Source organism: Halanaerobium sp. MA284_MarDTE_T2 (assembly GCF_003337245.1).
Taxonomy (GTDB): domain Bacteria; phylum Bacillota; class Halanaerobiia; order Halanaerobiales; family Halanaerobiaceae; genus QPJE01.
Genome location: NZ_QPJE01000008.1, coordinates 42132 through 66052, shown reverse-complemented (window position 1 = coordinate 66052; position 23921 = coordinate 42132). Strand labels below are relative to the sequence as shown.

At 35.0% G+C, this 23921-nt stretch carries 25 protein-coding genes; 21 read left to right on the top strand and 4 right to left on the bottom strand.

The genetic code is table 11. The features are described from left to right. Window positions 1-21 precede the first annotated feature (21 nt). The 16 genes from DFR78_RS05560 (at window position 22) to DFR78_RS05485 (ending at window position 13917) form a co-directional block, all read left to right on the top strand. Entirely contained in the window at window positions 22-372 is a 351-nt protein-coding gene (locus DFR78_RS05560) for a DUF1850 domain-containing protein (protein WP_158531718.1), read from the top strand. 27 nt (window positions 373-399) lie between these two features. Beyond that, window positions 400-2322: a TRAP transporter permease gene (locus tag DFR78_RS05555; RefSeq protein ID WP_114457847.1), complete on the top strand. Its 1923-nt coding sequence runs from the start codon at window positions 400-402 to the stop codon at window positions 2320-2322. A gap of 108 nt (window positions 2323-2430) precedes the next feature. Further along, on the top strand, window positions 2431-2826 hold the full coding sequence (locus DFR78_RS05550; RefSeq protein ID WP_199505562.1) for a cobalamin B12-binding domain-containing protein: 396 nt from the start codon (window positions 2431-2433) through the stop codon (window positions 2824-2826). Window positions 2827-2841: 15 nt separating this feature from the next. Further along, window positions 2842-3798, top strand: a complete 957-nt coding sequence (gene meaB / locus DFR78_RS05545; protein ID WP_158531717.1) for a methylmalonyl Co-A mutase-associated GTPase MeaB — start codon at window positions 2842-2844, stop codon at window positions 3796-3798. Window positions 3799-3813: 15 nt separating this feature from the next. After that, window positions 3814-4233 carry a methylmalonyl-CoA epimerase gene (mce, locus tag DFR78_RS05540; protein WP_114457844.1) on the top strand — a complete coding sequence of 140 codons (420 nt, stop codon included), beginning with the start codon at window positions 3814-3816 and terminating at the stop codon, window positions 4231-4233. After that, window positions 4233-5783: an acyl-CoA carboxylase subunit beta gene (locus DFR78_RS05535; RefSeq protein ID WP_114457843.1), complete on the top strand. Its 1551-nt coding sequence runs from the start codon at window positions 4233-4235 to the stop codon at window positions 5781-5783. The genes mce and DFR78_RS05535 overlap by 1 nt, the downstream gene beginning before the upstream one ends. Before the next feature lie 17 nt (window positions 5784-5800). Then, window positions 5801-6121 carry an OadG family protein gene (locus DFR78_RS05530; RefSeq protein WP_114457842.1) on the top strand — a complete coding sequence of 107 codons (321 nt, stop codon included), beginning with the start codon at window positions 5801-5803 and terminating at the stop codon, window positions 6119-6121. An 11-nt stretch (window positions 6122-6132) separates the two neighbouring features. Continuing rightward, window positions 6133-6534, top strand: coding sequence for a biotin/lipoyl-containing protein (locus DFR78_RS05525; RefSeq protein ID WP_114457841.1), 402 nt, complete (start codon window positions 6133-6135; stop codon window positions 6532-6534). Window positions 6535-6546: 12 nt separating this feature from the next. Next, entirely contained in the window at window positions 6547-7659 is a 1113-nt protein-coding gene (locus tag DFR78_RS05520; protein WP_114457840.1) for a sodium ion-translocating decarboxylase subunit beta, read from the top strand. Between the two features lie 137 nt (window positions 7660-7796). After that, window positions 7797-8000, top strand: coding sequence for a 4Fe-4S binding protein (locus DFR78_RS05515; protein ID WP_114457839.1), 204 nt, complete (start codon window positions 7797-7799; stop codon window positions 7998-8000). Further along, the gene (locus tag DFR78_RS05510; protein ID WP_114457838.1) at window positions 7993-9135 is read left to right on the top strand and encodes a 2-oxoacid:acceptor oxidoreductase subunit alpha; all 1143 of its coding nucleotides are present in this window, start codon (window positions 7993-7995) and stop codon (window positions 9133-9135) included. Before DFR78_RS05515 ends, DFR78_RS05510 begins: the two co-directional genes overlap by 8 nt. Continuing rightward, window positions 9135-9962 carry a 2-oxoacid:ferredoxin oxidoreductase subunit beta gene (locus DFR78_RS05505; RefSeq protein WP_114457837.1) on the top strand — a complete coding sequence of 276 codons (828 nt, stop codon included), beginning with the start codon at window positions 9135-9137 and terminating at the stop codon, window positions 9960-9962. The genes DFR78_RS05510 and DFR78_RS05505 overlap by 1 nt, the downstream gene beginning before the upstream one ends. Beyond that, window positions 9962-10504: a 2-oxoacid:acceptor oxidoreductase family protein gene (locus DFR78_RS05500; RefSeq protein WP_114457836.1), complete on the top strand. Its 543-nt coding sequence runs from the start codon at window positions 9962-9964 to the stop codon at window positions 10502-10504. The genes DFR78_RS05505 and DFR78_RS05500 overlap by 1 nt, the downstream gene beginning before the upstream one ends. Before the next feature lie 16 nt (window positions 10505-10520). Next, window positions 10521-12185, top strand: coding sequence for a methylmalonyl-CoA mutase (locus DFR78_RS05495; RefSeq protein WP_114457835.1), 1665 nt, complete (start codon window positions 10521-10523; stop codon window positions 12183-12185). A 297-nt stretch (window positions 12186-12482) separates the two neighbouring features. Further along, window positions 12483-12800 carry a late competence development ComFB family protein gene (locus tag DFR78_RS05490; RefSeq protein WP_114457834.1) on the top strand — a complete coding sequence of 106 codons (318 nt, stop codon included), beginning with the start codon at window positions 12483-12485 and terminating at the stop codon, window positions 12798-12800. A 52-nt stretch (window positions 12801-12852) separates the two neighbouring features. Further along, window positions 12853-13917 carry an AI-2E family transporter gene (locus tag DFR78_RS05485; RefSeq protein WP_114457833.1) on the top strand — a complete coding sequence of 355 codons (1065 nt, stop codon included), beginning with the start codon at window positions 12853-12855 and terminating at the stop codon, window positions 13915-13917. A gap of 385 nt (window positions 13918-14302) precedes the next feature. Here DFR78_RS05485 and DFR78_RS05480 read toward each other — a convergent pair whose 3' ends face one another. From DFR78_RS05480 to DFR78_RS05465, 4 genes are all read right to left on the bottom strand, one after another. After that, window positions 14303-15931 carry a carbon starvation protein A gene (locus tag DFR78_RS05480; protein ID WP_114457832.1) on the bottom strand — a complete coding sequence of 543 codons (1629 nt, stop codon included), beginning with the start codon at window positions 15929-15931 and terminating at the stop codon, window positions 14303-14305. A gap of 119 nt (window positions 15932-16050) precedes the next feature. Further along, entirely contained in the window at window positions 16051-16581 is a 531-nt protein-coding gene (locus DFR78_RS05475) for a hypothetical protein (protein ID WP_114457831.1), read from the bottom strand. A gap of 460 nt (window positions 16582-17041) precedes the next feature. Beyond that, the gene (locus tag DFR78_RS05470) at window positions 17042-17962 is read right to left on the bottom strand and encodes a TDT family transporter (protein WP_114457830.1); all 921 of its coding nucleotides are present in this window, start codon (window positions 17960-17962) and stop codon (window positions 17042-17044) included. 16 nt (window positions 17963-17978) lie between these two features. Next, window positions 17979-18440 carry a C-GCAxxG-C-C family protein gene (locus tag DFR78_RS05465; protein ID WP_114457829.1) on the bottom strand — a complete coding sequence of 154 codons (462 nt, stop codon included), beginning with the start codon at window positions 18438-18440 and terminating at the stop codon, window positions 17979-17981. A gap of 422 nt (window positions 18441-18862) precedes the next feature. Here DFR78_RS05465 and sufC point away from each other — a divergent pair, with 422 nt between their 5' ends. The 5 genes from sufC to sufU are packed head-to-tail and all read left to right on the top strand — an operon-like array spanning window position 18863 to window position 23899. Beyond that, a complete protein-coding gene (gene sufC / locus DFR78_RS05460; protein ID WP_114457828.1) occupies window positions 18863-19618 on the top strand; it encodes a Fe-S cluster assembly ATPase SufC in 756 nt (251 codons plus the stop codon). A gap of 13 nt (window positions 19619-19631) precedes the next feature. Further along, a complete protein-coding gene (gene sufB, locus DFR78_RS05455; RefSeq protein WP_114457827.1) occupies window positions 19632-21035 on the top strand; it encodes a Fe-S cluster assembly protein SufB in 1404 nt (467 codons plus the stop codon). Window positions 21036-21044: 9 nt separating this feature from the next. After that, window positions 21045-22235, top strand: a complete 1191-nt coding sequence (gene sufD, locus DFR78_RS05450; RefSeq protein WP_114457826.1) for a Fe-S cluster assembly protein SufD — start codon at window positions 21045-21047, stop codon at window positions 22233-22235. Further along, on the top strand, window positions 22207-23469 hold the full coding sequence (locus tag DFR78_RS05445; protein ID WP_114457825.1) for a cysteine desulfurase: 1263 nt from the start codon (window positions 22207-22209) through the stop codon (window positions 23467-23469). The genes sufD and DFR78_RS05445 overlap by 29 nt, the downstream gene beginning before the upstream one ends. After that, window positions 23459-23899 carry a Fe-S cluster assembly sulfur transfer protein SufU gene (sufU, locus tag DFR78_RS05440; protein ID WP_114457824.1) on the top strand — a complete coding sequence of 147 codons (441 nt, stop codon included), beginning with the start codon at window positions 23459-23461 and terminating at the stop codon, window positions 23897-23899. Before DFR78_RS05445 ends, sufU begins: the two co-directional genes overlap by 11 nt. Window positions 23900-23921: the final 22 nt, after the last annotated feature.

The window sequence follows — 23921 nt, the reverse complement described above, 5'->3', positions numbered from 1 at the left end:
GAAGGTTCAGGGGAAGTCTTAATGAATATACCAGTTAAAGTAGGTTCTGAATTTATTGTTACTTTTATACATTCAAGTGAATTAGAACCCTGGGATGACTTATTTGAAGTAAGTGAAGATGGGGAAATGATCTTGAGAGAAATAAGAGTGCCATCAACTGGCCCTGGTGTTCCATCAGTTTTGCCAGATGACTGGGAATTTGAGATAAAAGATGGTTATTTTATCTATGATAGTGTAGATATTAAATATAAAACATTAGATTATATAGTTTCGTCTATATCTCCTCATTATTTAATTATAAATGATGAAAAAATAAATTTAGTTGAACTAAGCGAAAACTGGGCTAAAATAAAATTTGAATTAAGTAAATAAGTTTTGCGATAATTAAGGAGGGGAAATATGTCTGATATTAAAAAAGATAAAAGACAGAAACAAATTGATAAAGATTCCAAAAAAAGAGACTTAAATAAATATACCAATATTTTAGTTACAGTTATTGCTGTTGGATTGGCTCTTTATCATCTATACACCTCAAGATTTGGAACACCTGTGGCTTTAAAACACAGGGCAATTCATGTTGGTGTAGTTTTAATTTTGATTTTTATATTATATCCATTTAATAAAAGCAAAAAATTATATGTAAAAATAATTGATATTGTTTTAGTAGGGCTTAGTTTTTATTCAATATATTATATTTCTAGTAATTATATGGAACTTGTCTGGCGTGCCGGGATGCCGACGGACACAGATATTGTTGTAGCAACAATCACACTGCTTTTGGTAATTGAAGGTGCCAGAAGAGTAATGGGTAATGTACTGCCATCTATTGCCGTGGTTTTTTTGATTTATTCTATGTATGGAAATTTGCTGACAGGGAGACTGGCACATAGAGGTTTTGCCTTCCGTGAAATCATGGAGTATATGTACCTTACAACTGAAGGTATTTATGGTATTGCTGTTGGTGTTTCAGCACAGTATTTGATTTTATTTATTATCTTTGGAGCATTTTTGCTTAAGTCTGGTGTGGGAGACTTTTTTAATGACCTTGCGATTGCGATTGCTGGTAAGAGTAAAGGGGGTCCTGCTCAGGTTGCTGTTATTTCCAGTGGTCTTATGGGATCTATCAATGGAGCAGCAGTTGCAAATGTTGTAACTACTGGAGCTTTTACAATCCCACTTATGAAGAGAATAGGATATTCTTCTGAATTTGCTGGTGGTGTTGAAGCTGCAGCTTCCTGTGGAGGGCAATTTTTGCCGCCGGTTATGGGTGCAGCTGCATTTATTATGGCAGAGACACTTGGGATAAAGTACATAAATATTGTTTATGCTGCTATTATTCCGGCACTGCTTTATTATATTGCTGCAGTAACAATGGTTTATTTTAGAGCATCTAAAAAGAATTTAAGAGGGATGGATGCAGATGAGGTTCCAAATCTAAAGAAATTGCTTGTTGAAAAAAGTTATTTATTTATTCCTTTAATTATACTTGTTTATTTTCTTGTTAATGGCTATACTCCTACTTATTCAGCTTTCTTTGCTATTGTTTCTACTATAGTAGTAAGCTGGTTTAAAAAAGAAACCAGAATGACACCAATGAAAATTATGGAAGCATTAAAAATAGGTGTTTTAAATGCTCTTGGAGTTGCTATCGCAACAGCTGTGGTTGGTATTATTGTTGGTGTTTCTACCAGAACAGGTTTTGGTTCCAAACTTGCTGGAGCTATAATTAGCTGGTCAGGTGGAAACTTATTATTAACTCTCTTCTTTACAATGATTGCCTGTATTATACTTGGACTTGGTATGCCTTCAATTCCAGCATATATACTCACGGCTACAATGGCTGCACCAGCCCTGGGAGAACTTGGGATTCAACCAATGGTTGCACACTTCTTTGTTTTCTATTTCGCTATGATGGCTAATGTTACACCTCCAGTTGCACTGGCTGCTTTTGCTGCGGCAGGTATTTCCGGAGGAGATATTAACAAAACTGGTTATCAGGCATTTAAAATGGCTTCAGCAGGTTTTTTAATTCCATATATGTTTGTTTTAAGTCCTGCTTTATTGGGATTAAACAGCACACCAATGGGAATAATTACTGTTACTTTAACAGCACTTGTTGGAGTTATTGCACTTGCATCTGCAAATGAAGGCTGGTTTTTGCGAAAAAGCAATATACTCCAGAGGATATTTATGCTGGGTTCTGCTCTGCTTCTTATTAAACCAGGTGGGCCAACTGATTTACTGGGATTTGCTATTTTTGCAGGAGTTATTGCATTTCAGAAGTTTTTTCCTTATAATAAGATTGAGGAAGTTACAGGATAAAATAGTTTAAAGGGAGTGAATTTGGCAGAAGCTGATTTTACTCCTTAGCTGTGTTTTTTTATAAATATCATTGTATACAATTATTCAAAGAGGGAAAGGAGGATCATTATGGCTAAAGAAAAGATTAAAGTACTTATTGCAAAACCAGGTCTGGATGGACATGACAGAGGTGCAAAAGTAATTGCCCGGGGGCTGATTGAAGCTGGTATGGAAGTTGTTTATACCGGACTCAGAAACACTCCTGAAGATATTGTTAGAGCTGCGATTCAGGAAGATGTGGATGTAATTGGAATGAGTATTCTCTCTGGAGCACATAACCATCTATTTAAGAGTGTAATGGAGCTTCTCAAAAAAGAAAATTTTGAAGATGTACTTGTTATTGCTGGCGGCATTATTCCAGAAGAAGATCATGAATATCTTACAGAACTGGGTATTGATGGTATCTTTACACCAGGAACCCCTATTCAGAAAATTGTTGACTTTATTGAAGAAAGAGCAAAATAATTGGAGGATAATATGATGCAGTCTTTACAGGAGATGATTGAAGGTATAAAAGCTGGAGAAGAAAAACATATTGCACGTGCCATCTCTCTTATAGAAAATGATAGAGATAAAGGTTTTGCCCTTCTCAAGGAACTTTATGGAAGTGCAGAAATCTCCTATCTTGTTGGTATTACCGGACCTCCAGGTTCTGGAAAGAGCACACTGACAGATAAAATAGTTTTACACTGGCGGAAACAGGGATTAAAAGTTGCCATTATAGCTATAGATCCTACAAGCCAATTTAGTGGTGGAGCTCTTTTAGGTGACAGAATCCGTATGGATAATGTAGCTGCAGATAAAGGAGTTTTTATAAGAAGTATGGGTACACGAGGAACTCTTGGGGGATTAAATCCAGCTATATATGATACAGTACTGCTTCTGTCTTATGCAGGTTATGATTACATATTGATAGAAACAGTTGGGGTAGGTCAGAATGAGGTAGATATTGTTGATCTTGCAGATACTACTTTAGTTGTGACAGTTCCTGAAGCAGGAGATGATATTCAGACATTTAAGGCCGGATTAATGGAAGTAGGAGATATTTTTGTGCTTAATAAATCTGACCGCCCTTCTGTCATAAAAATGGAGCTTACTTTAGAACAGATGGTGAGATTAACTCATAAAGAGGGAGAAAAATGGACGATTCCAATTGTAAAAACAACTGCTACTGAAAATAAAGGGATAGCTGAACTTGTTGAAAAGATTAATGATCATAAAGAATATCTTCAAAATGATGGACAGTTAAAAGAAAATCGTCATGAAGTTATGAGGCGCCAATTGATCAACTTAATGGAAGAGAGGGTTCTGGCTAAGATCATTAAACCTATCGAAAATTCCGAACACTTCAGTGAAAAATTAAAGGCAATTAGAGACCTGTCTGAAGATCCTTATACGGCGGCTGAAGAGCTTTTAAAAAATAGACTTCCCGAATAAAAAGGAGGTATTAAATTGAATACCAAAAAAATAGAACACATTGGTATTGCTGTGAAAGATCTGGAAAAAACAATGAATTTTTATGAAAATATACTTGGTCTTAAAAAAATGGCTGTAGAAACAGTTGAAGACCAGGGAGTTAATATTGCTTTCTTTCAGCTGGGAGAAACAAAAATAGAATTACTTGAACCTCTAAATAGTGAAAGCCCAATTGCAAAATTCATTGATAAAAGAAGTGAAGGTATTCATCATATGGCCGTTTTAGTGGAAGATATTGAAGCTAAAATTGGAGATATGAAAGAAAAAGGGGCCAGATTTATTGGTGATAAACCTACCAAAGGTGCAGATAATATGAAAATCATTTTTGTTCATCCCAAAACAACAAATGGAGTTTTGCTTGAATTATGTGAACCACTGGATGAGGAGGACAAGTAATGTCAGTTAATGAGAAAGAAAAAGAGCTGAGGCAGAAAAAAGAAAAAATAAAACTTGGTGGTGGTGAAAAAAGAATAGAAAAACAGCACAAAAAAGGTAAAAAAACCGCCAGAGAAAGAATAGAATATCTGCTTGATGACGGCAGTTTTAATGAGCTTGATATGTTTATAGAAAACAGAAGTACTTCCCTGGGAATGGACGAAAAAGATGTGCCAGGTGAGGGTGTTGTAGTAGGATATGGTACAATCGATGAGCGCCTTGTTTATGTTTTTGCCCAGGATTTTACTGTAATGGGTGGTTCGCTGGGTGAAGCTCATTCCAAAAAAATTCAGACTGTTATGGACCTGGCCATGAAAAATGGTGCACCAGTAATAGGATTAAATGATTCAGGTGGAGCCAGAATCAATGAAGGTGTAGATGCCCTGGACGGATATGGAGAGGTGTTTTACCGCAACACACAGGCTTCAGGACGTATTCCACAGATTTCTGCTATTTTAGGTCCATGTGCAGGTGGAGCAGTATATTCTCCAGCCATCACAGATTTTATCTTTATGGTAGACCAGACAAGCCATATGTTTATAACTGGGCCGGGGGTAATTAAATCTGTTACAGGGGAAGAAGTTTCAGCTGAAGACCTGGGTGGAGCAATGACCCACAACCAGACAAGTGGTGTTGCACATTTTATTGAAAACTCTGAAGAAGAAGTTCTTTCCAAAATAAGAAAGCTGCTTTCATATATACCTGATAATTACAAAGAAGAGCCGCCTGTATTTGAGACAGATGATGACCCAGGACGTTCGGTGGAAGAGCTGAAAGAGCTAGTAAAAGATAATAACAAAAAGTCATATGATGTAAGAAATGTAATAGATATTATCGTAGATAAAAGTTCGTTTTTTGAAGTACAGCCATATTATGCTCCAAATGCAGTAATTGGCTTTGCACGTTTAAATGGAAGAAGTGTGGGTATTGCTGCAAACCAGCCTCAGCATCTGGCTGGATGTCTGGATATCGATGCTTCGGATAAAATATCGAGATTTATCAGATTTTGTGACAGCTTCAATATTCCCATTATAAGTCTAGTTGATGTACCAGGATATTTACCGGGAACAGAACAGGAATATGGTGGAATAATAAGACATGGAGCAAAAATTCTTTATGCATATTCAGAAGCAACAGTACCAAAAATAACTCTCATAATGAGGAAAGCATATGGTGGAGCTTATATTGCCATGGGGAGCCGTTCAGTTAGAGCTGATTTGATATATGCATGGCCGATAGCAGAAATAGCTGTAATGGGACCAGAGGGAGCAGCAAACATAATTTACAGAAAAGAAATTGCTGCTGCAGATGATCCAGAAAAAGTTCGTCAGGATAAGATAAATGAATACCGCTCCAATTTTGCTAATCCATATGTAGCTGCAGGTAGAGGTATGATAAATGATGTTATAGAAATGAAAGAGACCAGAGCTAAAATAATAAATGGATTGGAAATGCTGATAAATAAAAGAGAAGATTATCCTGATAAAAGGCATGGAAATATTCCATTATAAAGTGGGTGACATAAAAAATGAATAAATATGTTTATGGAGTTCAGCTGATGATAATAGGAATGGGGACAGTCTTTATATCACTATATCTTTTATCAGTATTTATGTACCTGCTAGGTAAATTTTTTGGTGATAAAAAAGTTCTTAAAAAAGATGACAGCAGTATAGGCAATTCAGCTGAAGCAGAAATAGATGAATCAGAGATAGATGATGGGGAGAACGGGCTTGCAAGAAAAAGAAAAATTGCCGCCGCTGCAGCAGCAGTTTATCAGCTTCTGGATGAAGAGAAAAGATACAGAATAATATCAATCAAAAAAGCGAATAGTTCCTGGAAAAGATAGGGGGTATATTAATGAGAAAATTTAAGATAGAGGTAGATGGGGAAGAATTTATTGTTAGTGTAGAAGAGTTAGATGCAGAGGAAAACAGTTCTACTGCAGCATCTCCAGCAGTACAGAATACAGCTCCTGCTAGAAAAACAGCACCTGCAGCAAAGAAAAAAACAGCTGTAAAGCCAAAAAAGAAAAGCAGTAGCGGTGGCTCCAATGTTATTGAAGCACCGATGCCGGGCAATATATTTAAAGTATTAGTTGCTGAAGGTGACGAAATAGAAGTAGGACAGACAGTAATGGTGTTAGAAGCTATGAAGATGGAAAACGATGTTACTGCATCATCAGCAGGAACAGTAAAAGAAATACTTGTTAAAAAAGGTGACAGTGTAGAAGCAGATCAAGTACTGTTAAAACTGGAGTAGGAGGCAGCAAAGATGTTAGATAAAATAACGATGTTCATCCAATCTACAGGATATTACAATTTATCTCTAGCACAAATTATAATGGTTATAATCTCCATGATTCTGCTTTATCTTGCTGTTGTCAAAAAATATGAACCTCTTCTTCTGGTTCCTATAAGTTTTGGCATGCTGCTTGCTAATCTGCCGTTAGGCGGTCTGATGGAAGAAGGTGGTCTGCTTTATTATATCTACTATGGAGTAAAGTTTGGAATATATCCACCACTTATCTTTATGGGGGTTGGTGCCTGGACAGATTTTGGCCCACTGATTGCTCAACCAAAAAATGCACTGTTGGGAGCAGCAGCACAGTTTGGTATATTTGCCACAGTTTTTGGTGCTTTATTTCTCGGCTTTTCACCGGCAGAATCAGGTGCAATAGGAATCATAGGTGGAGCCGATGGGCCTACTGCAATTTTTTCAGCAAGTCAGCTGGCACCTCATCTTTTGGGTCCGATAGCAGTTGCAGCCTATTCTTATATGGCACTGGTGCCGATTATTCAGCCACCTATAATGAGGCTGCTTACCACCAGAGAAGAGCGGATGGTAAAAATGGAGCAGCTGCGTCCGGTGAGCAAAAAAGAAAAGATTTTCTTTCCAGTTGGCGTAACAGTTCTGGGAGGATTATTAGTTCCGTCCGCACTGCCGCTGCTGGGAAGTCTGATGTTTGGAAACTTAATGCGTGAGGTAGGAGTTGTTGACAGGCTTTTAAAGACAACCCAGAACTCACTGATGAATATTGTAACTATTTTTCTAGGTATAACAGTTGGTGCTACAGCAAGTGCAGAAGCATTTTTAAATCCCCAGACAATAGGAATACTTGTTTTAGGGCTGATAGCTTTTAGTATTGGAACAGCTGCAGGTGTTCTTTTAGGTAAGCTGTTTTATAAATTGAGTGGAGGTAAGGTAAATCCGCTGATTGGAGCTGCCGGAGTATCAGCTGTACCGATGGCGGCCAGAGTTGTTCAGAAGGTGGGCAAGGAAGAAAATCCATCAAATTATTTACTTATGCATGCAATGGGCCCTAACTTTGCTGGAGTAATTGGTTCTGCAATAGCTGCAGGAACACTTATTTCTGTACTGGGTTAAAAAAATAAATATAGTGATATTAAGTTTAAAAAAATAATATCAGCTAAAAAGTTAATTTGCAGATATAACCCAAAAGTTACATATAAAATATTAATATTTAATCTAAAAAAACTTTACTAAGTAAAAGGAGTGAGTTGATGGCTAAGGGAGATAAAGTAACACTTGCCAATTCTGGCTGGTGTAAAAGATGTGGAATATGTGTACATGTGTGTCCGACAGATGTACTAAAACTGGGTCAGGATAGAGTGGAAATTGATGATATTGATAAATGTATTGGCTGCGAAAATTGTGAATTAAGCTGTCCGGATTTTGTATTAAAGGTGGTGAAGGTTAATGAGTAAAAAAGAAGCAGTATTACTTCAGGGAGATTTAGCAGTAGTTGAAGGTGGAATGGCTGCAGGTGCTGAATTTTTTGCAGGATATCCTATTACACCAGCCTCTGAAATAGCAGAAGGATTTGCAAGAGAACTGCCTAAAGTAGGTGGTAAATTTATACAGATGGAAGATGAACTGGCAGGTATGGCCTGTGCAATAGGTGGGTCGCTGAGTGGAAAGAAATCTATTACAGCAACAAGTGGGCCAGGATTTTCATTAAAACAGGAAAATTTAGGTCTTGGAATTATGATTGAAGCACCGGTTGTAGTTGTAGATGTTCAGAGAGTCGGTCCTTCAACAGGACTTCCAACCTCTCCATCTCAGGGAGATGTTATGCAGGCAAAGTGGGGTACACATGGTGATCACCCTATTATTGCACTTTCTCCAAGTTCGGTAAAAGAAGCGTTTGATTTGACTGTTAAAGCATTTAATTTTGCAGAAAAGTATCGTCAGCCGGTTATTCTATTATTAGACGAAATAGTAGGACATATGAGAGAAAAGGTAATACTACCAGATGCTGATGAGATAGAGGTTTGGGATAGAAAAAGACCTCCTGCAGATGCAGATAAAGAAAACTTCAATCCTTATGAGTGGACAGATGATTTAGTTCCACCTATGCCAGATTATGGTACAGGATTTCGCTATCATACAACAGGACTTTTTCATGATAAAACAGGATTCCCAAGAGGAACTACAGAAGATGCCAAAAAATTGATGGACCGTATGACAGCAAAAATAGAAAATAATCTGGATGAAATTATTCTTTATGATGAAGATATTAGAGAAGACGACAATATTGTGGTTTTAAGTTATGGTTCAACTGCTCGTTCTGCAGTTAGTGCAGTCAATGAGGCAAGAGAAAACGGTTTAAATGCCGGGTGGATTAAACTTAAAACGATTTGGCCATTTGCTGAAGAAAAAGTCAGTAAACTGGCTGAAAAAGCCAATAAAATTATTGTACCTGAATTAAATCAGGGCCAGCTTATAAGAGAAGTAGAAAGAGCTGCTAAAGGTCAGGCGGAAGTTGTCGGTATTAACCGCTATGATGGAACATTAATTAAACCAGAGCACGTACTGGCCGAGATTGAGGGGGTAAAATAATGGCTGTAGATATCTATAAATATTTAAGAGAAGACAAGCTGCCGCATATCTGGTGTCCAGGATGTGGTCATGGAACTATTTTGAACAGTTTAGTCAGAGCAATAGATCAGACAGACATAGATCCAGATAAAACAGTTGTAGTATCAGGAATTGGATGTTCAGGTAGAGCACCAGGTTATCTCAAATTTGATACTTTACACACAACACACGGTAGAGCAATTGCCTTTGCAACAGGTATTAAGCTTGCCAATCCTGAACTGAATGTAATTGTGCTTACCGGAGATGGCGATGGATCTGCTATAGGTGGTAATCATTTAATTCACGGCTGTCGGAGAAATATTGATTTGACAGTAATTCTTTTCAACAATCAAATCTATGGTATGACAGGTGGTCAGTATTCCCCGATGACTCCTACAGGTGCAGTTGCAACAACTTCACCATATGGAAATATTGATCAGGACTTTGATCTGGTAGATTTAACAAGATCAGCAGGTGCAACTTTTGTTGCCCGTGGTGCAACATATAATCCACGTCAGATGACCAAATTGTACAAAGAAGGTCTGGAACATAAAGGATTTTCTTTTATTGAAACTTTAGATCAGTGTCCTGTAAATTATGGACGTAAAAATAATATTGGTGGCCCGACAGAAATGCTGGACTGGCAGAAAGAACATACAGTACCTGCATCAAAATGGGAGAAAATGCCCGAAGAAGAAAAGGAAGGAATCTTTCCACTGGGTGTTATTCACCGCAAAGATGATCCTGAATCAGAATATACTGCACGTTATCAGCAGATAATAGACAGTTTTGCAAAGGAGGATGAATAATGTCCAGATATGAAATCAGATTAAGTGGAGCTGGTGGACAGGGTATGATCCTTGCTGGAATTATTCTGGCTGAAGCTGCATTAAAAGTTGATGGTTTAAATGTAACTCAAACTCAGTCTTATGGGCCAGAATCCCGAGGTGGTGCCAGCAGAGCAGAGGTAGTATTAAATAATGGGATTATTGATTATCCAAAGGTAATTACACCAGACTGCCTGCTATGTCTGACACAGGCTGCCTTTGATAAATACGGGTCTGAACTAAAAGAAGATGGAGTAATGATCGTAGATCAAAGAATAGATATCTCGGAAGCAGCAGAAGAAGTGAAGGATAATATTCTTTCACTGCCGATAATGAAAACTGCAACTGAAGATGTCGGATTAACTTTAACAGCAAACATTGTTGTACTTGGAGTAATTTCTGAAATTATTGGGAATACAATTCCATCAAAAAATATAAAAGAAGCGATCAAAAACCGTGTTCCAGAAAAGACTGTGGAAATGAACATGAAGGCCTTTGAACTGGGCCAAAAATTGAAACAATAAAAAGGAGTCAATATTTATGGATGAAAAAAAATTAAAAGCAGAAGATAAAAAGTGGCGTGAAGAAAAGTTTCAAAAAACAGTAGATCGTTTTGGACAGAGAAAAGAAGAATTTAAGTCTGATTCTGGTGTGGAGCTGGATCCACTATATACACCACTTGATACCAGAGGTATCGATCCAGTAGAAGATATTGGCTTCCCGGGTAAATATCCATTTACACGTGGAGTTTATCCAACAATGTACAGAAGCAGACTCTGGACAATGCGTCAGTATTCCGGATTTGGTACTGCCAAGGAAACAAATGAGAGGTTTCACTATCTTATAGAACAGGGGCAGACAGGTTTAAGTATTGCCTTTGACCTGCCGACACAGATTGGTTATGATTCTGACAATCCTCTTGCACAGGGAGAGGTTGGTAAAGTTGGAGTGGCAATAGATACATTAGAAGATATGGAAACAATGTTTACTGAAATTCCATTAGATAAAGTAAGTACTTCTATGACAATCAATGCCCCAGCTGCTGTTTTGCTGGCAATGTATATAGCAGTTGCAGAGAAACAGGGTGTAAGTCCTGAAAAACTGGCTGGAACAATTCAGAATGATATCTTAAAAGAATATATTGCCCGAGGCACATATATTTATCCCCCAGCACCTTCTCTGAGATTAATTACAGATATTTTCGAATACTGTTCTGAAAATATGCCGCGCTGGAATACAATTAGTATCAGTGGATATCATATTCGCGAGGCTGGTTCAGATGCAGTACAGGAGCTTGCATTTACACTTGCAGATGGAATAGAATATGTGGAAGCTGCAGTAGATATAGGAATGGATGTCGATGATTTTGCACCAAGATTATCGTTCTTCTTTAATGCACAGATGAACATCCTGGAAGAGGTTGCTAAATTTAGAGCAGCCAGAAGACTTTGGGCTGAAATTATGGAAGAACGTTTTGAAGCCAAAAAGGATAAATCAAAAATGCTGAGATTTCATACACAAACTGCAGGAGCTGCATTAACAGCACAGCAGCCTATGAATAATATTATAAGAGTAACTCTACAGGCACTTGCTGCAGCATTAGGAGGAACACAATCACTGCATACTAATTCATATGATGAAGCTTTAAGTCTGCCGACAGAACATTCAGTTAAAATGGCATTAAGAACACAGCAGATAATTGCACATGAGAGTGGTGTAAGTGATACAATTGATCCACTTGCTGGTTCATATTATATAGAAAATATGACAGATAGATTTGTTAAAGAAGCTAAAGAATATATCGAAAAAATTGATCAGTTAGGTGGAATGGCTAAAGCCATAGAAGCCGGTTATGTACAGCAAGAAATTCAGGATAGTGCCTATAACACACAGAAAAAAATCGACGAAAAAAGAAGAATTGTGGTAGGAGTAAACGAATTTACCGAAACAGAAAATGAAAAAGTAGATCTACTAAAAGTTGACCCCAAAGTTGAACAGGAACAGTTAGAAAGGCTCAAAAAAGTAAAAGCAGAACGCGACAATAAAGCAGTAGAAAAAAGCCTAGAAAAAGTAAGAAAAGCAGCTCAAAATGGAGAAAATTTAATGTATCCAATCATTGAAGCAGTAAAAGCATATGCCAGCTTAAATGAAATAAGTGATGTTCTAAGAGATGAATTTGGAGAATATCAAGCTAAACAGCTGTAAGATTATATAAAATAGTATAAATAATATAAAATAAATATGGCAGTTAATTTAATATCCTGGTTTATAATGAGAGGAGGGTTTTCCCTCCTCTTTTTTTTGCTGATTTAAAAATTGCTGCAGTTTATGATAAATCTCTAAATCTCACTATAATTCAGCGTATAAATTCTGATAAATTTTAGCAGATTATAGTTAGAATGGATTATAGGAGCTGTATTTTTTAAAAGCAGGTATTTGCTGTTTTATAAAGAAATATAAAAATAACAATAACTAAAATATAAAAGGAGAGGGATATATTTTATGAGTGCAGAAAAGTATATAGAAAATATAAGGAAGAAACTGCATAATCACACAGAGGATATAGTCTTAAACAGCATGTCTGAACTTCTTAAAAGAGAAAAGTTTCAGAATATTTGTACCTGTGAGGAATGTCTTATTGATATGGCAACTTATGCTCTTAATCGGCTGCCGGCAAAATATGTTGCAACAAAAAAAGGTGAGGTTTTTACAAAAACAGCAGAATTAGAACAGCAGAATTCTGTAGATTTGCTGGCAACTGTAACAAGGGCAATAAATGTTGTTGCCAAAGATTGCCATCATAATAATCCAAAAGAGTAAATTTGTCTGACAGCAGAAAATAGATTACAGAAAATTTTGAGGAGAAATTCTAATGACAGAAAACAAATTTTTTAGGAATGCTTATGCAGTTATACTGGTGCTTTTAATTATTTTTTTAGCAGGTCAGATACCATATGTGATGAAGCCGCTTACATCGGTTTTATCTTTTGTTTTACTGCCACTATTATTTGGTGGATTTTTATATTATCTTCTGCGTCCTTCAGTGCGATTTTTAAATAGATGGATAAAAAGCAAAGCAATATCTATTATTATAACTCTGCTGGCGGTTATTTTACTTCTTATACTCATTTTTTATTTTGGCGGCAGTATTATTTATAATGAAGTAAAAGAACTGAGCAGATATTATTCTTCAAGTTATGAAATTATTTTAAACAATTTAGAAAAATTGCGCGGCTTTCTGACTGCAGAAACAGATTACTTACAGGAGCTAAATCTTCAGGAAAGAGTAATTAATTATGCAAACAGGATTATTCAAAAAATATCCACTTATAATTATATGGGTATATTTGCTTCTATAACTAATGTTGGAATGATAATTGTTTTAATTCCATTTGTCCTTTTTTACCTTCTAAAAGATGATGAAAAAATTTATAAAAATTTAATGAGAATTATGCCTAAAGAGAAAAAAGAAAGCACCAAAACTTTATTAATAGAGATAGATCAGGTATTATCCACTTTTATAAGCTCACAGCTGGTTGTTGCATTATTATTGGGAGTTGTAATGTTGGTTGGATTTTTAATAATTGGTCTGCCTAATGCCATTACACTGGCTTTAATAGCAATGATAACTTCTCTTGTGCCGATTATAGGGCCAATTATAGGCAGTTTACCGGCTTTTTTTGTAGCACTTTCCAAAGGTTTTGTAATGATTTTTGGTGTAGGTATTGTACTTTTAATAGCTCAATATCTAGAAGGAAATCTGATACGTCCATTTGTTCAGGGGAAACGGCTGGAAATACATCCATTAGTAGTTCTTTTTGTTGTACTGGCAGCAGTATATCTTTTTGGTTTTATTGGAGCTTTAACTGCTGTACCTATTTATGTAATATTGAGGTTAATTTTTAAAAGAAAATATCTGACAGAAATAGAAGAATAATATTTCATAAATAATATATTAAAAATAATAAAAAGTAAAGGCTGATCTGAGTAAATTATCAGACCAGCCTTTTTACATTATACAAGTTGTAAGGTGCAATTCTTAACTTTTAGGAGTTTCCCCAAAATTTATTTTCAAGCTGCAAAAAGGGGGCTTTAGTCATCAACGAAATTTTTAGATTTAGCTAAAACTCAATTCGGGTGTGAAATAGGGCACACTAATCAATGAGTCCTCCTGACTCATGATTAGCTCACTCCATCCTGCAGTTCAACCCTATTTCTTCCTTCATTTCGTTAAGATTCATTGACTAAAAATTTCAATATTCCTGCATCTCCCCTTTTTGCAGCAGTATATAAAAAATGGGGAAAGTCCAGTTAACTTTGGGTTAAATATTCAACTTCCCAGTATCTTTTGTAAGATGTTTGTAAGACTGTTTTACCAGTACTATTGCAAGTACGAAAAGAAGCACACCAAGTACAGCTATAATCATACTTCCAGCTGCAAGATTTTGATAAACAAGGAAAACAAGAGCAGTTAAAGTTACAGCAAACATAAACACCATTGGAATAACTGTGTAGAAATTTTTCTTGTCATTTTGGGCAAGCCAGACAGATAGTGAAAGTAGTGCCAGTGCAGCTAATAGCTGGTTGGCTGAGCCAAAGATTGGCCAGATTGTTGACCAGCCACCAGAATATGTAAGGGCTGCAGATAAAACTACTGTAATTAAAGTAGCAACATACATATTACTTAATGGATTGTCTGATTCTTCTACACTTTCAGCTTCTATAAAATATTCCTGAAAAATAAAGCGGGCTAACCTTGTGGCTGTATCAAGAGTAGTCATAGCAAATGCTGATACACCCAGAGCAGCAAAGTTCATACCAACTTTAAAAGGAATACCAAAATTAGCAGTTAAATTACCAATACCATTGGCAAATACATTAACCGGGCCACCATTTGCAAGAAGTTCAGAATACTGTCCTTTTGTAAGCATAGCAGCGGTAATAAGGGCAATAACTGCCAGGAAGGACTCAATTAACATACCACCATAACCAATCATTTGTGAATCTGTTTCCTTATTTAACTGTTTGGAAGTTGTACCTGAAGCTACTAAGGAGTGGAATCCAGAAATAGCACCACAGGCAACAGTTACAAATAAAACCGGGAATAAATATCCACTGGAAGTTTGAAAAGATGTAAATGCTTGTAATTTAAAAGATGGACCTCCAATTATAATTCCCACAAATCCTCCAATTAAAAGTGCATATAATAGGAATGAATTTAGATAATCTCTAGGCTGAAGTAAAATCCAGACTGGAGTTACTGAAGCAATAAATATATAAATGCTTAAGATAATTAACCAGGTATTATAGCCAATTTGAATTGGAAAATTAAGCCCAATTGCAACAGCAATAAATAATAAGATAACTCCAATTAATGTTAAAGAACCAAGTGATAAGTTGGAGCGAGTTCTCACTATACCAAATAATATAGCTAATGCAATAAAAAGAATAGAGGCTGTAGCAGCTGAAGGTGTAGAAGTAAAAGTTTCAGCAACTATGGACATAAAAGCACTAATTACAAGAATGAGTGTTAACCAGGCAAAAATACTGAATAATCTTTTGCCAGTAGAACCTATATTTTTGTTTATAACTTCTCCAATTGAACGTCCGCCATTTCTTACTGAAGTAAATAGTGAACCCATATCATGAACTCCACCGAAGAAGATACCACCAATAACGAGCCAGGCAAGTACAGGCATCCAGCCAAATACAGAAGCAGCTATTGGTCCAATGATTGGTGCTGCACCAGCAATAGATGCAAAGTGGTGCCCCAATAATACAGGAGCTTCAGCAGGTACATAATCTACTCCATCATTCATAGTATGAGCAGGAGTATCCTTACTATTATCTAATCCCCATTCTTTTTTGAGAAAACTACCATAAGTAAAAAATGCTAAAATAAATAATACTAGAGCAATTAAAATTAATATAATAGAAATACTCAATTTCATTTCCCCCTTTAATAATTTTGTTTTTAGTTAATAATATTTTATGAGTATAAATGTTAGAATATTATTAACTTAACCAGTTTAACTACTCTCAGACCCCCCTTCAAGGAATATAAAGTTATTTATGAAGATTTTGCTTTAATGAATCTTTCGGGCTGATAATTATCAGCTACTTTTTTACCTTTCTGATTTGTATATACTTTATTATTTGAAAGGTCAACTGCTATTAAGCAAACATCACACCAGCCTTTAAAGCCTAAAAGAAAACTTTTGGAATAGGAAAAGTTATTGATTTCATTTATTTCTTTTTCAGTAAAAGAGTTTTCTCTTATATTTACAAATGTTATATAACTCTGCATATGATTGCGATGGGGATCGACAATTTTTTCAATGGTATTTTTCAGAAAATTTTTATCTGGAATTAATTTATTTCTATTATTGATATCAATTAAACAGTGGTCATATTGAGTGTATTCCCAAATTTTAAGTTTTCTACTGGCAAAATATTTTTCATTTTTTATCTGGGCAAATGCATATAGATCAAATTTTTTATTGGCAATTTCCTTATTTTCTTCTAAATCAAAATAGGATTTATACATTAATTTGAGCTGATTGAGATATTCATAGGCTGTAAAATAATTTTTAGTTTTCACATTAATTGCCTCCAACCTTTAATTTTTTCGTCTATTTTCTAATTTAATTTTAATCTTTTATTAAAGTATAAACAATATTCTGAAACTGAACTGTAAAAATTCAAGGTTAAATAACATTATTTTAAGATGAATTGTAATTGAATTTAAACAAAAAAGCTCTACTGCGGAAAATTAAATATGGCAGTAAAGCTTTAGTTAATTTTTATTATTAATTCTATTTTTCAATTCATTTATGATAATATCATAAATTTTTTAGCTTTTTTCTTATCTATCAACATTATATAATATCAGGAAATTATACCAGATTGTTTATTGTGGATAAAATTATGGATTCGTAATTTCCGGCATCAACAAAATTTAACCTTGCTGTAATAAAGAAGTTAAAAGGACATTTTGTTTTTTTGGCATGGAATTATAGCTTGTATCTAAATATTTTGCAGTGCTGGTGAAATAATATATATTAATATTTAGCTTTATTTAATAAAAATTTAAAATAATGTAAAAAAACATAAATAACCAGTATAACTGCTAGCAATTCAACAATTAAAGCTGGATATTTTAAAAAGCTGAAATTAAATTTTTCTTTCAAATAAATACTGCTCATTTTTAGCCCTATTCCTGTTATAACAAAAGGAAATGTAAAAGCAGAAAAACTCGGATAAAATCCTATAGAAATCATTTTTGGTAAATAAGATATAACTGCTGCTGCAGAAATTAATGTTAAAGCCAAAAGCAGACTGAAAATAAATGTATTTTTTTCAGAAAAAGAACTCATATATCCAGCCAGGCACAGTCCGGCAGGTGCAGTGAAAATTGCTAGAGTGGGTAATGCTGGCTTTGCTATCTGTTTTATTTTAAAAACCCGGTAACTTACAACAGGTAATAAAATCATATAGCATATAAAACCAAAATAAAAAAGAATCTGTCCCAGCTGAATCCTGTTAAAAGCTGGAGCAGTAACAGTTCCAACTACAATACCCACATAAACTATAAAATAACTTGGAAATACTTTTTTGATATCAAAATTGATAATAAATTTAAAAGAAAACAGTAAAATTAATAGAGCATGTAGTACTACAGCTGTATACCAGCTGAATAGTGCGGCCTGATGGGAAATATTTTTTATATATGTAGATAAGATCATTATTCCCATCGGAAAAGTTAAAGCAACACTTGCAATAATTGAGTTTTCTAAGTCTTTTAAACAATCTGGATAGAAAAAAATAAATCTGCTTATGAGAAGTAAAGCTATTGCTGCTGATAAAATACCAGCAGCTGTTTTATAAATACTTCCATAAGGAGCAATTAAATTTCCCAATCCGGCAAGTCCCAGCATTAATCCTGATATAGCGATAGGTGTATTCTTAATTATATTTTTCATTTTGTAAACACCCCGTTTATTTTATTATTTCATTTTCAATAAAATTTTTCATTACCCAGGCAGCAACTTCTCCGGTTATTTGAATACAGTGATTGGCTCTTTCTTGTGAATTAAAATCATCAAATTCTCTTGTTAAAACTCTGCAGCAGGTTGAACCATAGTTTTCGATTATATAATCATGCAGATCAGCACTATTTGGAAATGAATCTGGCATTGGATCACCAGGGTTTTCGCGGCCATAAGCAAGTCCGAGTGCCATAACACCTCCACTTACTGCTCCACATAAACATTTTGACTTTCCAATTCCAATTGGAAAACCTGAAGCCATTTTTACAATTGAGGGGTCAAAAGGCTGTCCTAAAGCATCATTAATTGTAGTAATAACTGATTCTGAACAGAAATAATCTCCCCTCCTAAAATAATCTTCAGCTGTTTTTCTTGTTTCAGCAAGCAATTTTTCTTTTCTTTCTTTTTCCACAAATATCACCTCTTATGTTATTGTTTTCACATCGATTTATATTATAACATAAAGATGTTAATTTATAAAGTATTTTTATAAATAATATAAAATAATAAAATGATAGTTTAATCGAAAAATGAGTTAGAGACGCAAATACCTTTTTTGTGGGAGAACCATAGTTTATATTTTAATGAAAGAAGGGTTTAGAATGATCAAAGTTTTTTGGAATGAGCATAAAATTGCTGAAAGTGAAAACACTGAATTTGTTGAAGGGAATCATTATTTTCCGCTGTTTTATTAAGCTATTTTGGAGAGAGTACATTCACTTCAAAATAGCTATTTTTTTGTTAACTAAAAACTTGACTAATCCCGAGTAATATAGTATGATATACACAGTAATAAACTTGAGTAAAAAACTATGAATAAGGGGAATCGATATTATGAATAAAAAACTTCTCGAAATTAATAATTTGAAAGCTATAGTTGAAGATCAGGAAATCTTAAAAGGAATTAATTTAGAGGTAAATAAGGGGGAAACCCATGTAATAATGGGGCCTAATGGTGCAGGGAAATCAACACTGGCAAATGTATTGATGGGACATCCTGAATATAAAATCACTCAGGGTAAAATTAAGTTTGAAGGAGATGTTATCAATGATCTTGCTGTTGATAAAAGAGCTAAAAGAGGAATATTTTTGTCTTTTCAATACCCTCAGGAAATTCCAGGTGTAACAGTAGAGAATTTTCTCAGAACTGCAAAATCGGCCGTGACCGGTGAAAATCAGAGTATTTTTGAATTTAAATTTCTGCTTGAAGAAAAAATGGAATTACTTGATATAGATAAGGAATATGCGGAAAGGTATTTAAACAAAGGTTTTTCTGGAGGAGAAAAAAAGAAAAATGAAATCCTGCAGATGGCTGTTTTAGAACCTAAACTGGCAGTACTTGATGAAACAGATTCTGGACTTGATATTGATGCTACAAAAACTGTAGCAGAAGGAATAAAAACGCTGTCATCTGATAATAATGCCGTGATAATTATTACCCATCACAATCAGATATTAGATTATGTGAAACCAGATTTTGTACATGTTCTTATAGATGGAAAGATAGTAAAAACTGGTGATATTAAACTGGCCCGTGAAATCGAAGAAAAGGGTTATAAAGAATTAAAAGAAGAAGAACTCTGCTGTTAGGAGGGGTTTTAGAATGAGCAAAAAAACTCATGTAGAAGATGTTAATAGAGAGATTTTTGATAAAAAAGATAAAGTAAACTACAAGTTTAAATCACAGAAAGGTTTAACACCTGAAGTAATAAAAGAAATTTCTCGTGAAAAAAATGAACCAGAATGGATGACTGATTTTAGATTAAAATCTCTAGAGATATATAAGGATAAAAAAATACCTGAATGGGGAGCAGATATTTCTGATCTTGATATTGATAATATAATAACCTATATTCGTCCTGAGGCTGATCTCCAGAGTGACTGGGATCAGGTACCTGAAGATATTAAAAATACTTTTGATTCTCTGGGAATACCGGAGGCAGAAAAAAAATCTCTGGCCGGTGTTGGAGCTCAGTATGATTCAGAAGTTGTCTACCATAATTTAAAGAAAGAGCTTACAGATCAGGGTGTAATTTACATGGATATGGAAAATGCTGTAAAAAAACACGAAGATATTGTTAAAGAACATTTTATGAAGCTGATCACTCCTGGTGATCACAAATTTTCTGCACTGCATGGTGCTGTATGGTCTGGAGGATCATTTGTATATGTCCCGGCCGGGGTAAATGTGGAGATTCCTCTACAGTCATATTTTAGGCTGAATGCTCCAGGTGCCGGCCAATTTGAGCATACACTTATTATTCTCGAAGAAGGTGCAGAGGCACATTTCATTGAGGGATGTTCTGCTCCAAAATATTCGGTAAATAACCTGCATGCAGGTGCGGTGGAACTATTTGTAGGGGAAGGTGCAAAATTAAGGTACAGCACTATAGAAAACTGGTCCAGGAATATGTACAATTTGAATACCAAAAGAGCAGTTGTAGAAAAAGATGGAGTTATTGAGTGGGTATCCGGTTCATTTGGTTCAAAAGTTTCTATGCTTTATCCAATGAGTATACTTAAAGGAGAAAGAGCCAGAGCTGAATTTACAGGTATAACATTTGCAGCAGAAGGTCAGTATTTAGATACCGGTGCACAGGTGATACATGCTGCACCAAATACAACTTCAAATGTTAATTCACGTTCTATTGCCAAAGATGGGGGTCATGCCTACTACAGAGGGCTGCTTAAAGTTACGGAAAAAGCCCACCATTCAAAAGCAGCTGTTTCCTGTGAATCTCTTATGCTTGATAATAAATCACACTCTGATACACTGCCGATAATGGATCTCAATACTGATGATATAGACATTGGACATGAGGCTAAGGTGGGCAGGATAAGTGAAGAATCGATATTTTATCTGATGAGCAGAGGAATAAGTGAAGAAGAGGCTAAAGCAATGATTGTGCGGGGATTTGTTGAACCGATTGCTAAAGAACTGCCTTTAGAATATGCCGTTGAACTTAACAACTTAATTAACCTTGAATTAGAAGGAACAATAGGATAGGTGATAGATATGGAAAAGAAATTAGAGAAAAAATTTATTGATAATTTAACAACAGGACAGTCAGAGCTGCTGAGCAGAATAAGGCGGGAAAAATTTGAAGATTATCAGGAGGTAGAGATACCTGAATTTAAAAGAATAAAGCTGACAGATAATAAAATACCAGAATACCAGCCCTATAATAAAAATTATTTAAAACACAACACTATTGACAGCAGTATTATCGTAAAAAAGCTGACAGACAGCCTCAATAATGAAGAAGAAATTATTGAATATCTTAATTTTTTTTCAGATTCAGAATTAAATTCCGGAATAGACAAAAAATATACTCTTCTGGCTGAATCTCTTTATAATGCCGGGCTTTTTATAAAAGCTCCTGCTGGAGAAAAATTTTCAATACCTGTTGAAGCTATCTACGAATTTGATGAAAAAAACAGCTTTTTAATTGACAATAATTTAATTGTAGCTGAAGAAAATTCCAATCTAACTGTCGTTTTTGATTACCGCTTAATTGATAAAAATACAGAAGCATTTCATAATGGACTGACGAGGATTGTTGTTAAAGAAGGTGCTGTTTTAAATATAATTAAGGTACAGAGATTGAATGATAAATCTACCAATTTTGATACCAATATTTCTGCTGTAGAAAACAATGGTAAATTGAATTTTATTCCGATTGAAATAGGTGCAAAAAGTACTATTACAAGCAGTGAAAACAATCTTCTTGCTGATGGAAGTTCTGCCAGCATAAGTTCCATTTATTTTGGTGATGGTGATAGGAAGATGGATCTGTCATACAGGATGAATCATTCTGGAAGACACAGCAGTAGTCAGATAGAGACAAAGGGAGTACTAAAAGATAGATCAGAAAAGGTATTTAGGGGAGACTTATATTTTAAAAAGGGTGCCTCTCTTGCAGATGGTTCTGAAAGAGAAGAGATTTTGATGCTGGATCCGACAGTTAAATCTGATTCTATTCCCGCTTTATTTACTGAAGAGGATAATGTTGAGGGAGAACATGCTGTTAGTGCTGGTCAGCTTGATGAAGACCGATTGTTTTATCTCATGAGCAGAGGAATGGATGAGAAGCAAGCTAAGAAGCTGATAATAGAGGCAGCATTTAATCCGATCTTCGAAAAGATACCTTTAAATGATCTTAAAGGAAGTGTTATAAATGAAGTTAAACACAGACTTGAAATCTGAAAAATTTGAAGTGGAAAAAATTATAAATGATTTCCCCATTCTGAAAAAAGATGTAAATGGGAAAAAACTTCACTATTTAGATAATGCCGCCACAACTCAAAAACCACTGGCGGTACTGGATGAAGTTGATTACTACAATAAAAATTATAATGCAAATCCACACAGGGGAGCTCATTTTTTAAGTGTTAAAGCTACAGAACAGTATGAAGATGGCAGAGAAAAAGTTAGAGAGTTTATAAATGCTGATTCTTTAAAGGAAATAGTATTTACACGAAATACTACTGAATCGATAAATCTTATTGCAAATTCATTTGGAGAAAAGTTTCTACAGGAGGGAGATGAGATTATTCTTTCAATTGCTGAACACCACAGCAATATTATTCCCTGGCAGAGGCTGGCCAGGAAAAAAAATCTGAAATTAAAATACCTATATGTTGATAATGAAGGAAGAATATCACTGGAAGAGCTAAAAAATAAAATTACTGATTCTACAAGGTTGATTTCTATTACACATATGTCAAATGTTACCGGTGTTATAAATCCAGTTAAAAAAATTGCCGAAATAGCTCATCAAAATGGCATTTATGTGCTGGCTGATGGAGCTCAGGCAGTTCCCCATATGGAAGTGGATGTGCAGGATCTTGATGTAGATTTCTATGCTTTTTCCGGTCATAAGATGCTGGCTCCTATGGGAATTGGTGTTCTTTATGGAAAAAAAGAGATATTAACTGAAATGCCTCCATTTATACTGGGTGGTGGAATGATAGAATATGTGGAAGAACAGCAGACTACCTTTGCACCTCTTCCAGAAAGGTTAGAAGCCGGGACGCAAAATGTAGAAGGGGTGGTGGGTTTATCTGCTGCAGTTGATTATCTAAGCAGTATTGGTCTGAATAATATTGCAGAATATGAAAGGGATTTAACTGATTATGCTCTAAAAAAAATGAAAGAACTTCCTTACATTGAGATATATGGTCCTCAAAACACAGTGATGCGGGGTGGGATTATATCATTTAATATTAAAGGTGTTCATTCACATGATCTGGCTACAATTGTAGATAGTGAAGGAGTGGCTCTGAGATCAGGACACCACTGTGCTCAACCTCTGATGAAATATCTTGATATTAATTCCTCAGCAAGGATCAGTTTTTACCTTTATAATGATAGGGAAGACATTGATGTGTTTATAAATAGTATCAAAAAAGTGAGGGAGATGTTTGACTATGGATCTTAATTCAGTTTATACAGAGTTGATAATGGAACACAGTAAGAACAGCCCCAATAAGAGAGAAATGGATGATGCAGATATTGAAGAACATGGTCATAATCCAAACTGTGGTGATGATATCACACTGGAACTTAAGCTGGATGATGACATGATAGAGGATGCTGCTTTTAAAGGGAGCGGCTGTGCCATCTCTCAGGCATCAACTTCAATTATGATAGATCTTATTAAAGGTAAAAAGATAGAAGAAGCACTTGAACTGGTGGAAATATTTCTTAATATGATTAAAAAAGAAATAGATAATCCATCTGATCTCAAAAAATTAAAAGATGCAGCAGCTTTAAAAAATATAGCTAATATGCCGGCAAGAGTAAAATGTGCTGTACTTTCCTGGCATACCCTTAAAGAAGCATTAAAAAATAATGCAGAGAGGGATTAAAATTTCAATATTCCTGTATCTT

Bases quoted from the DNA above. Each gene is read 5' to 3' on its own strand.
- DFR78_RS05535 (WP_114457843.1), top strand. From the start codon at position 4,233: ATGTCAGTTAATGAGAAAGAAAAAGAGCTGAGGCAGAAAAAAGAAAAA.
- DFR78_RS05500 (WP_114457836.1), top strand. From the start codon at position 9,962: ATGTCCAGATATGAAATCAGATTAAGTGGAGCTGGTGGACAGGGTATG.
- DFR78_RS05530 (WP_114457842.1), top strand. From the start codon at position 5,801: ATGAATAAATATGTTTATGGAGTTCAGCTGATGATAATAGGAATGGGG.
- DFR78_RS05515 (WP_114457839.1), top strand. From the start codon at position 7,797: ATGGCTAAGGGAGATAAAGTAACACTTGCCAATTCTGGCTGGTGTAAA.
- sufD (WP_114457826.1), top strand. From the start codon at position 21,045: ATGGAAAAGAAATTAGAGAAAAAATTTATTGATAATTTAACAACAGGA.
- DFR78_RS05485 (WP_114457833.1), top strand. From the start codon at position 12,853: ATGACAGAAAACAAATTTTTTAGGAATGCTTATGCAGTTATACTGGTG.
- DFR78_RS05560 (WP_158531718.1), top strand. From the start codon at position 22: ATGAATATACCAGTTAAAGTAGGTTCTGAATTTATTGTTACTTTTATA.
- DFR78_RS05510 (WP_114457838.1), top strand. From the start codon at position 7,993: ATGAGTAAAAAAGAAGCAGTATTACTTCAGGGAGATTTAGCAGTAGTT.
- sufB (WP_114457827.1), top strand. From the start codon at position 19,632: ATGAGCAAAAAAACTCATGTAGAAGATGTTAATAGAGAGATTTTTGAT.
- DFR78_RS05520 (WP_114457840.1), top strand. From the start codon at position 6,547: ATGTTAGATAAAATAACGATGTTCATCCAATCTACAGGATATTACAAT.
- DFR78_RS05505 (WP_114457837.1), top strand. From the start codon at position 9,135: ATGGCTGTAGATATCTATAAATATTTAAGAGAAGACAAGCTGCCGCAT.
- DFR78_RS05550 (WP_199505562.1), top strand. From the start codon at position 2,431: ATGGCTAAAGAAAAGATTAAAGTACTTATTGCAAAACCAGGTCTGGAT.
- DFR78_RS05480 (WP_114457832.1), bottom strand. From the start codon at position 15,931: ATGAAATTGAGTATTTCTATTATATTAATTTTAATTGCTCTAGTATTA.
- DFR78_RS05490 (WP_114457834.1), top strand. From the start codon at position 12,483: ATGAGTGCAGAAAAGTATATAGAAAATATAAGGAAGAAACTGCATAAT.
- DFR78_RS05495 (WP_114457835.1), top strand. From the start codon at position 10,521: ATGGATGAAAAAAAATTAAAAGCAGAAGATAAAAAGTGGCGTGAAGAA.
- sufU (WP_114457824.1), top strand. From the start codon at position 23,459: ATGGATCTTAATTCAGTTTATACAGAGTTGATAATGGAACACAGTAAG.
- meaB (WP_158531717.1), top strand. From the start codon at position 2,842: ATGCAGTCTTTACAGGAGATGATTGAAGGTATAAAAGCTGGAGAAGAA.
- DFR78_RS05525 (WP_114457841.1), top strand. From the start codon at position 6,133: ATGAGAAAATTTAAGATAGAGGTAGATGGGGAAGAATTTATTGTTAGT.
- sufC (WP_114457828.1), top strand. From the start codon at position 18,863: ATGAATAAAAAACTTCTCGAAATTAATAATTTGAAAGCTATAGTTGAA.
- DFR78_RS05445 (WP_114457825.1), top strand. From the start codon at position 22,207: ATGAAGTTAAACACAGACTTGAAATCTGAAAAATTTGAAGTGGAAAAA.
- DFR78_RS05555 (WP_114457847.1), top strand. From the start codon at position 400: ATGTCTGATATTAAAAAAGATAAAAGACAGAAACAAATTGATAAAGAT.
- DFR78_RS05470 (WP_114457830.1), bottom strand. From the start codon at position 17,962: ATGAAAAATATAATTAAGAATACACCTATCGCTATATCAGGATTAATG.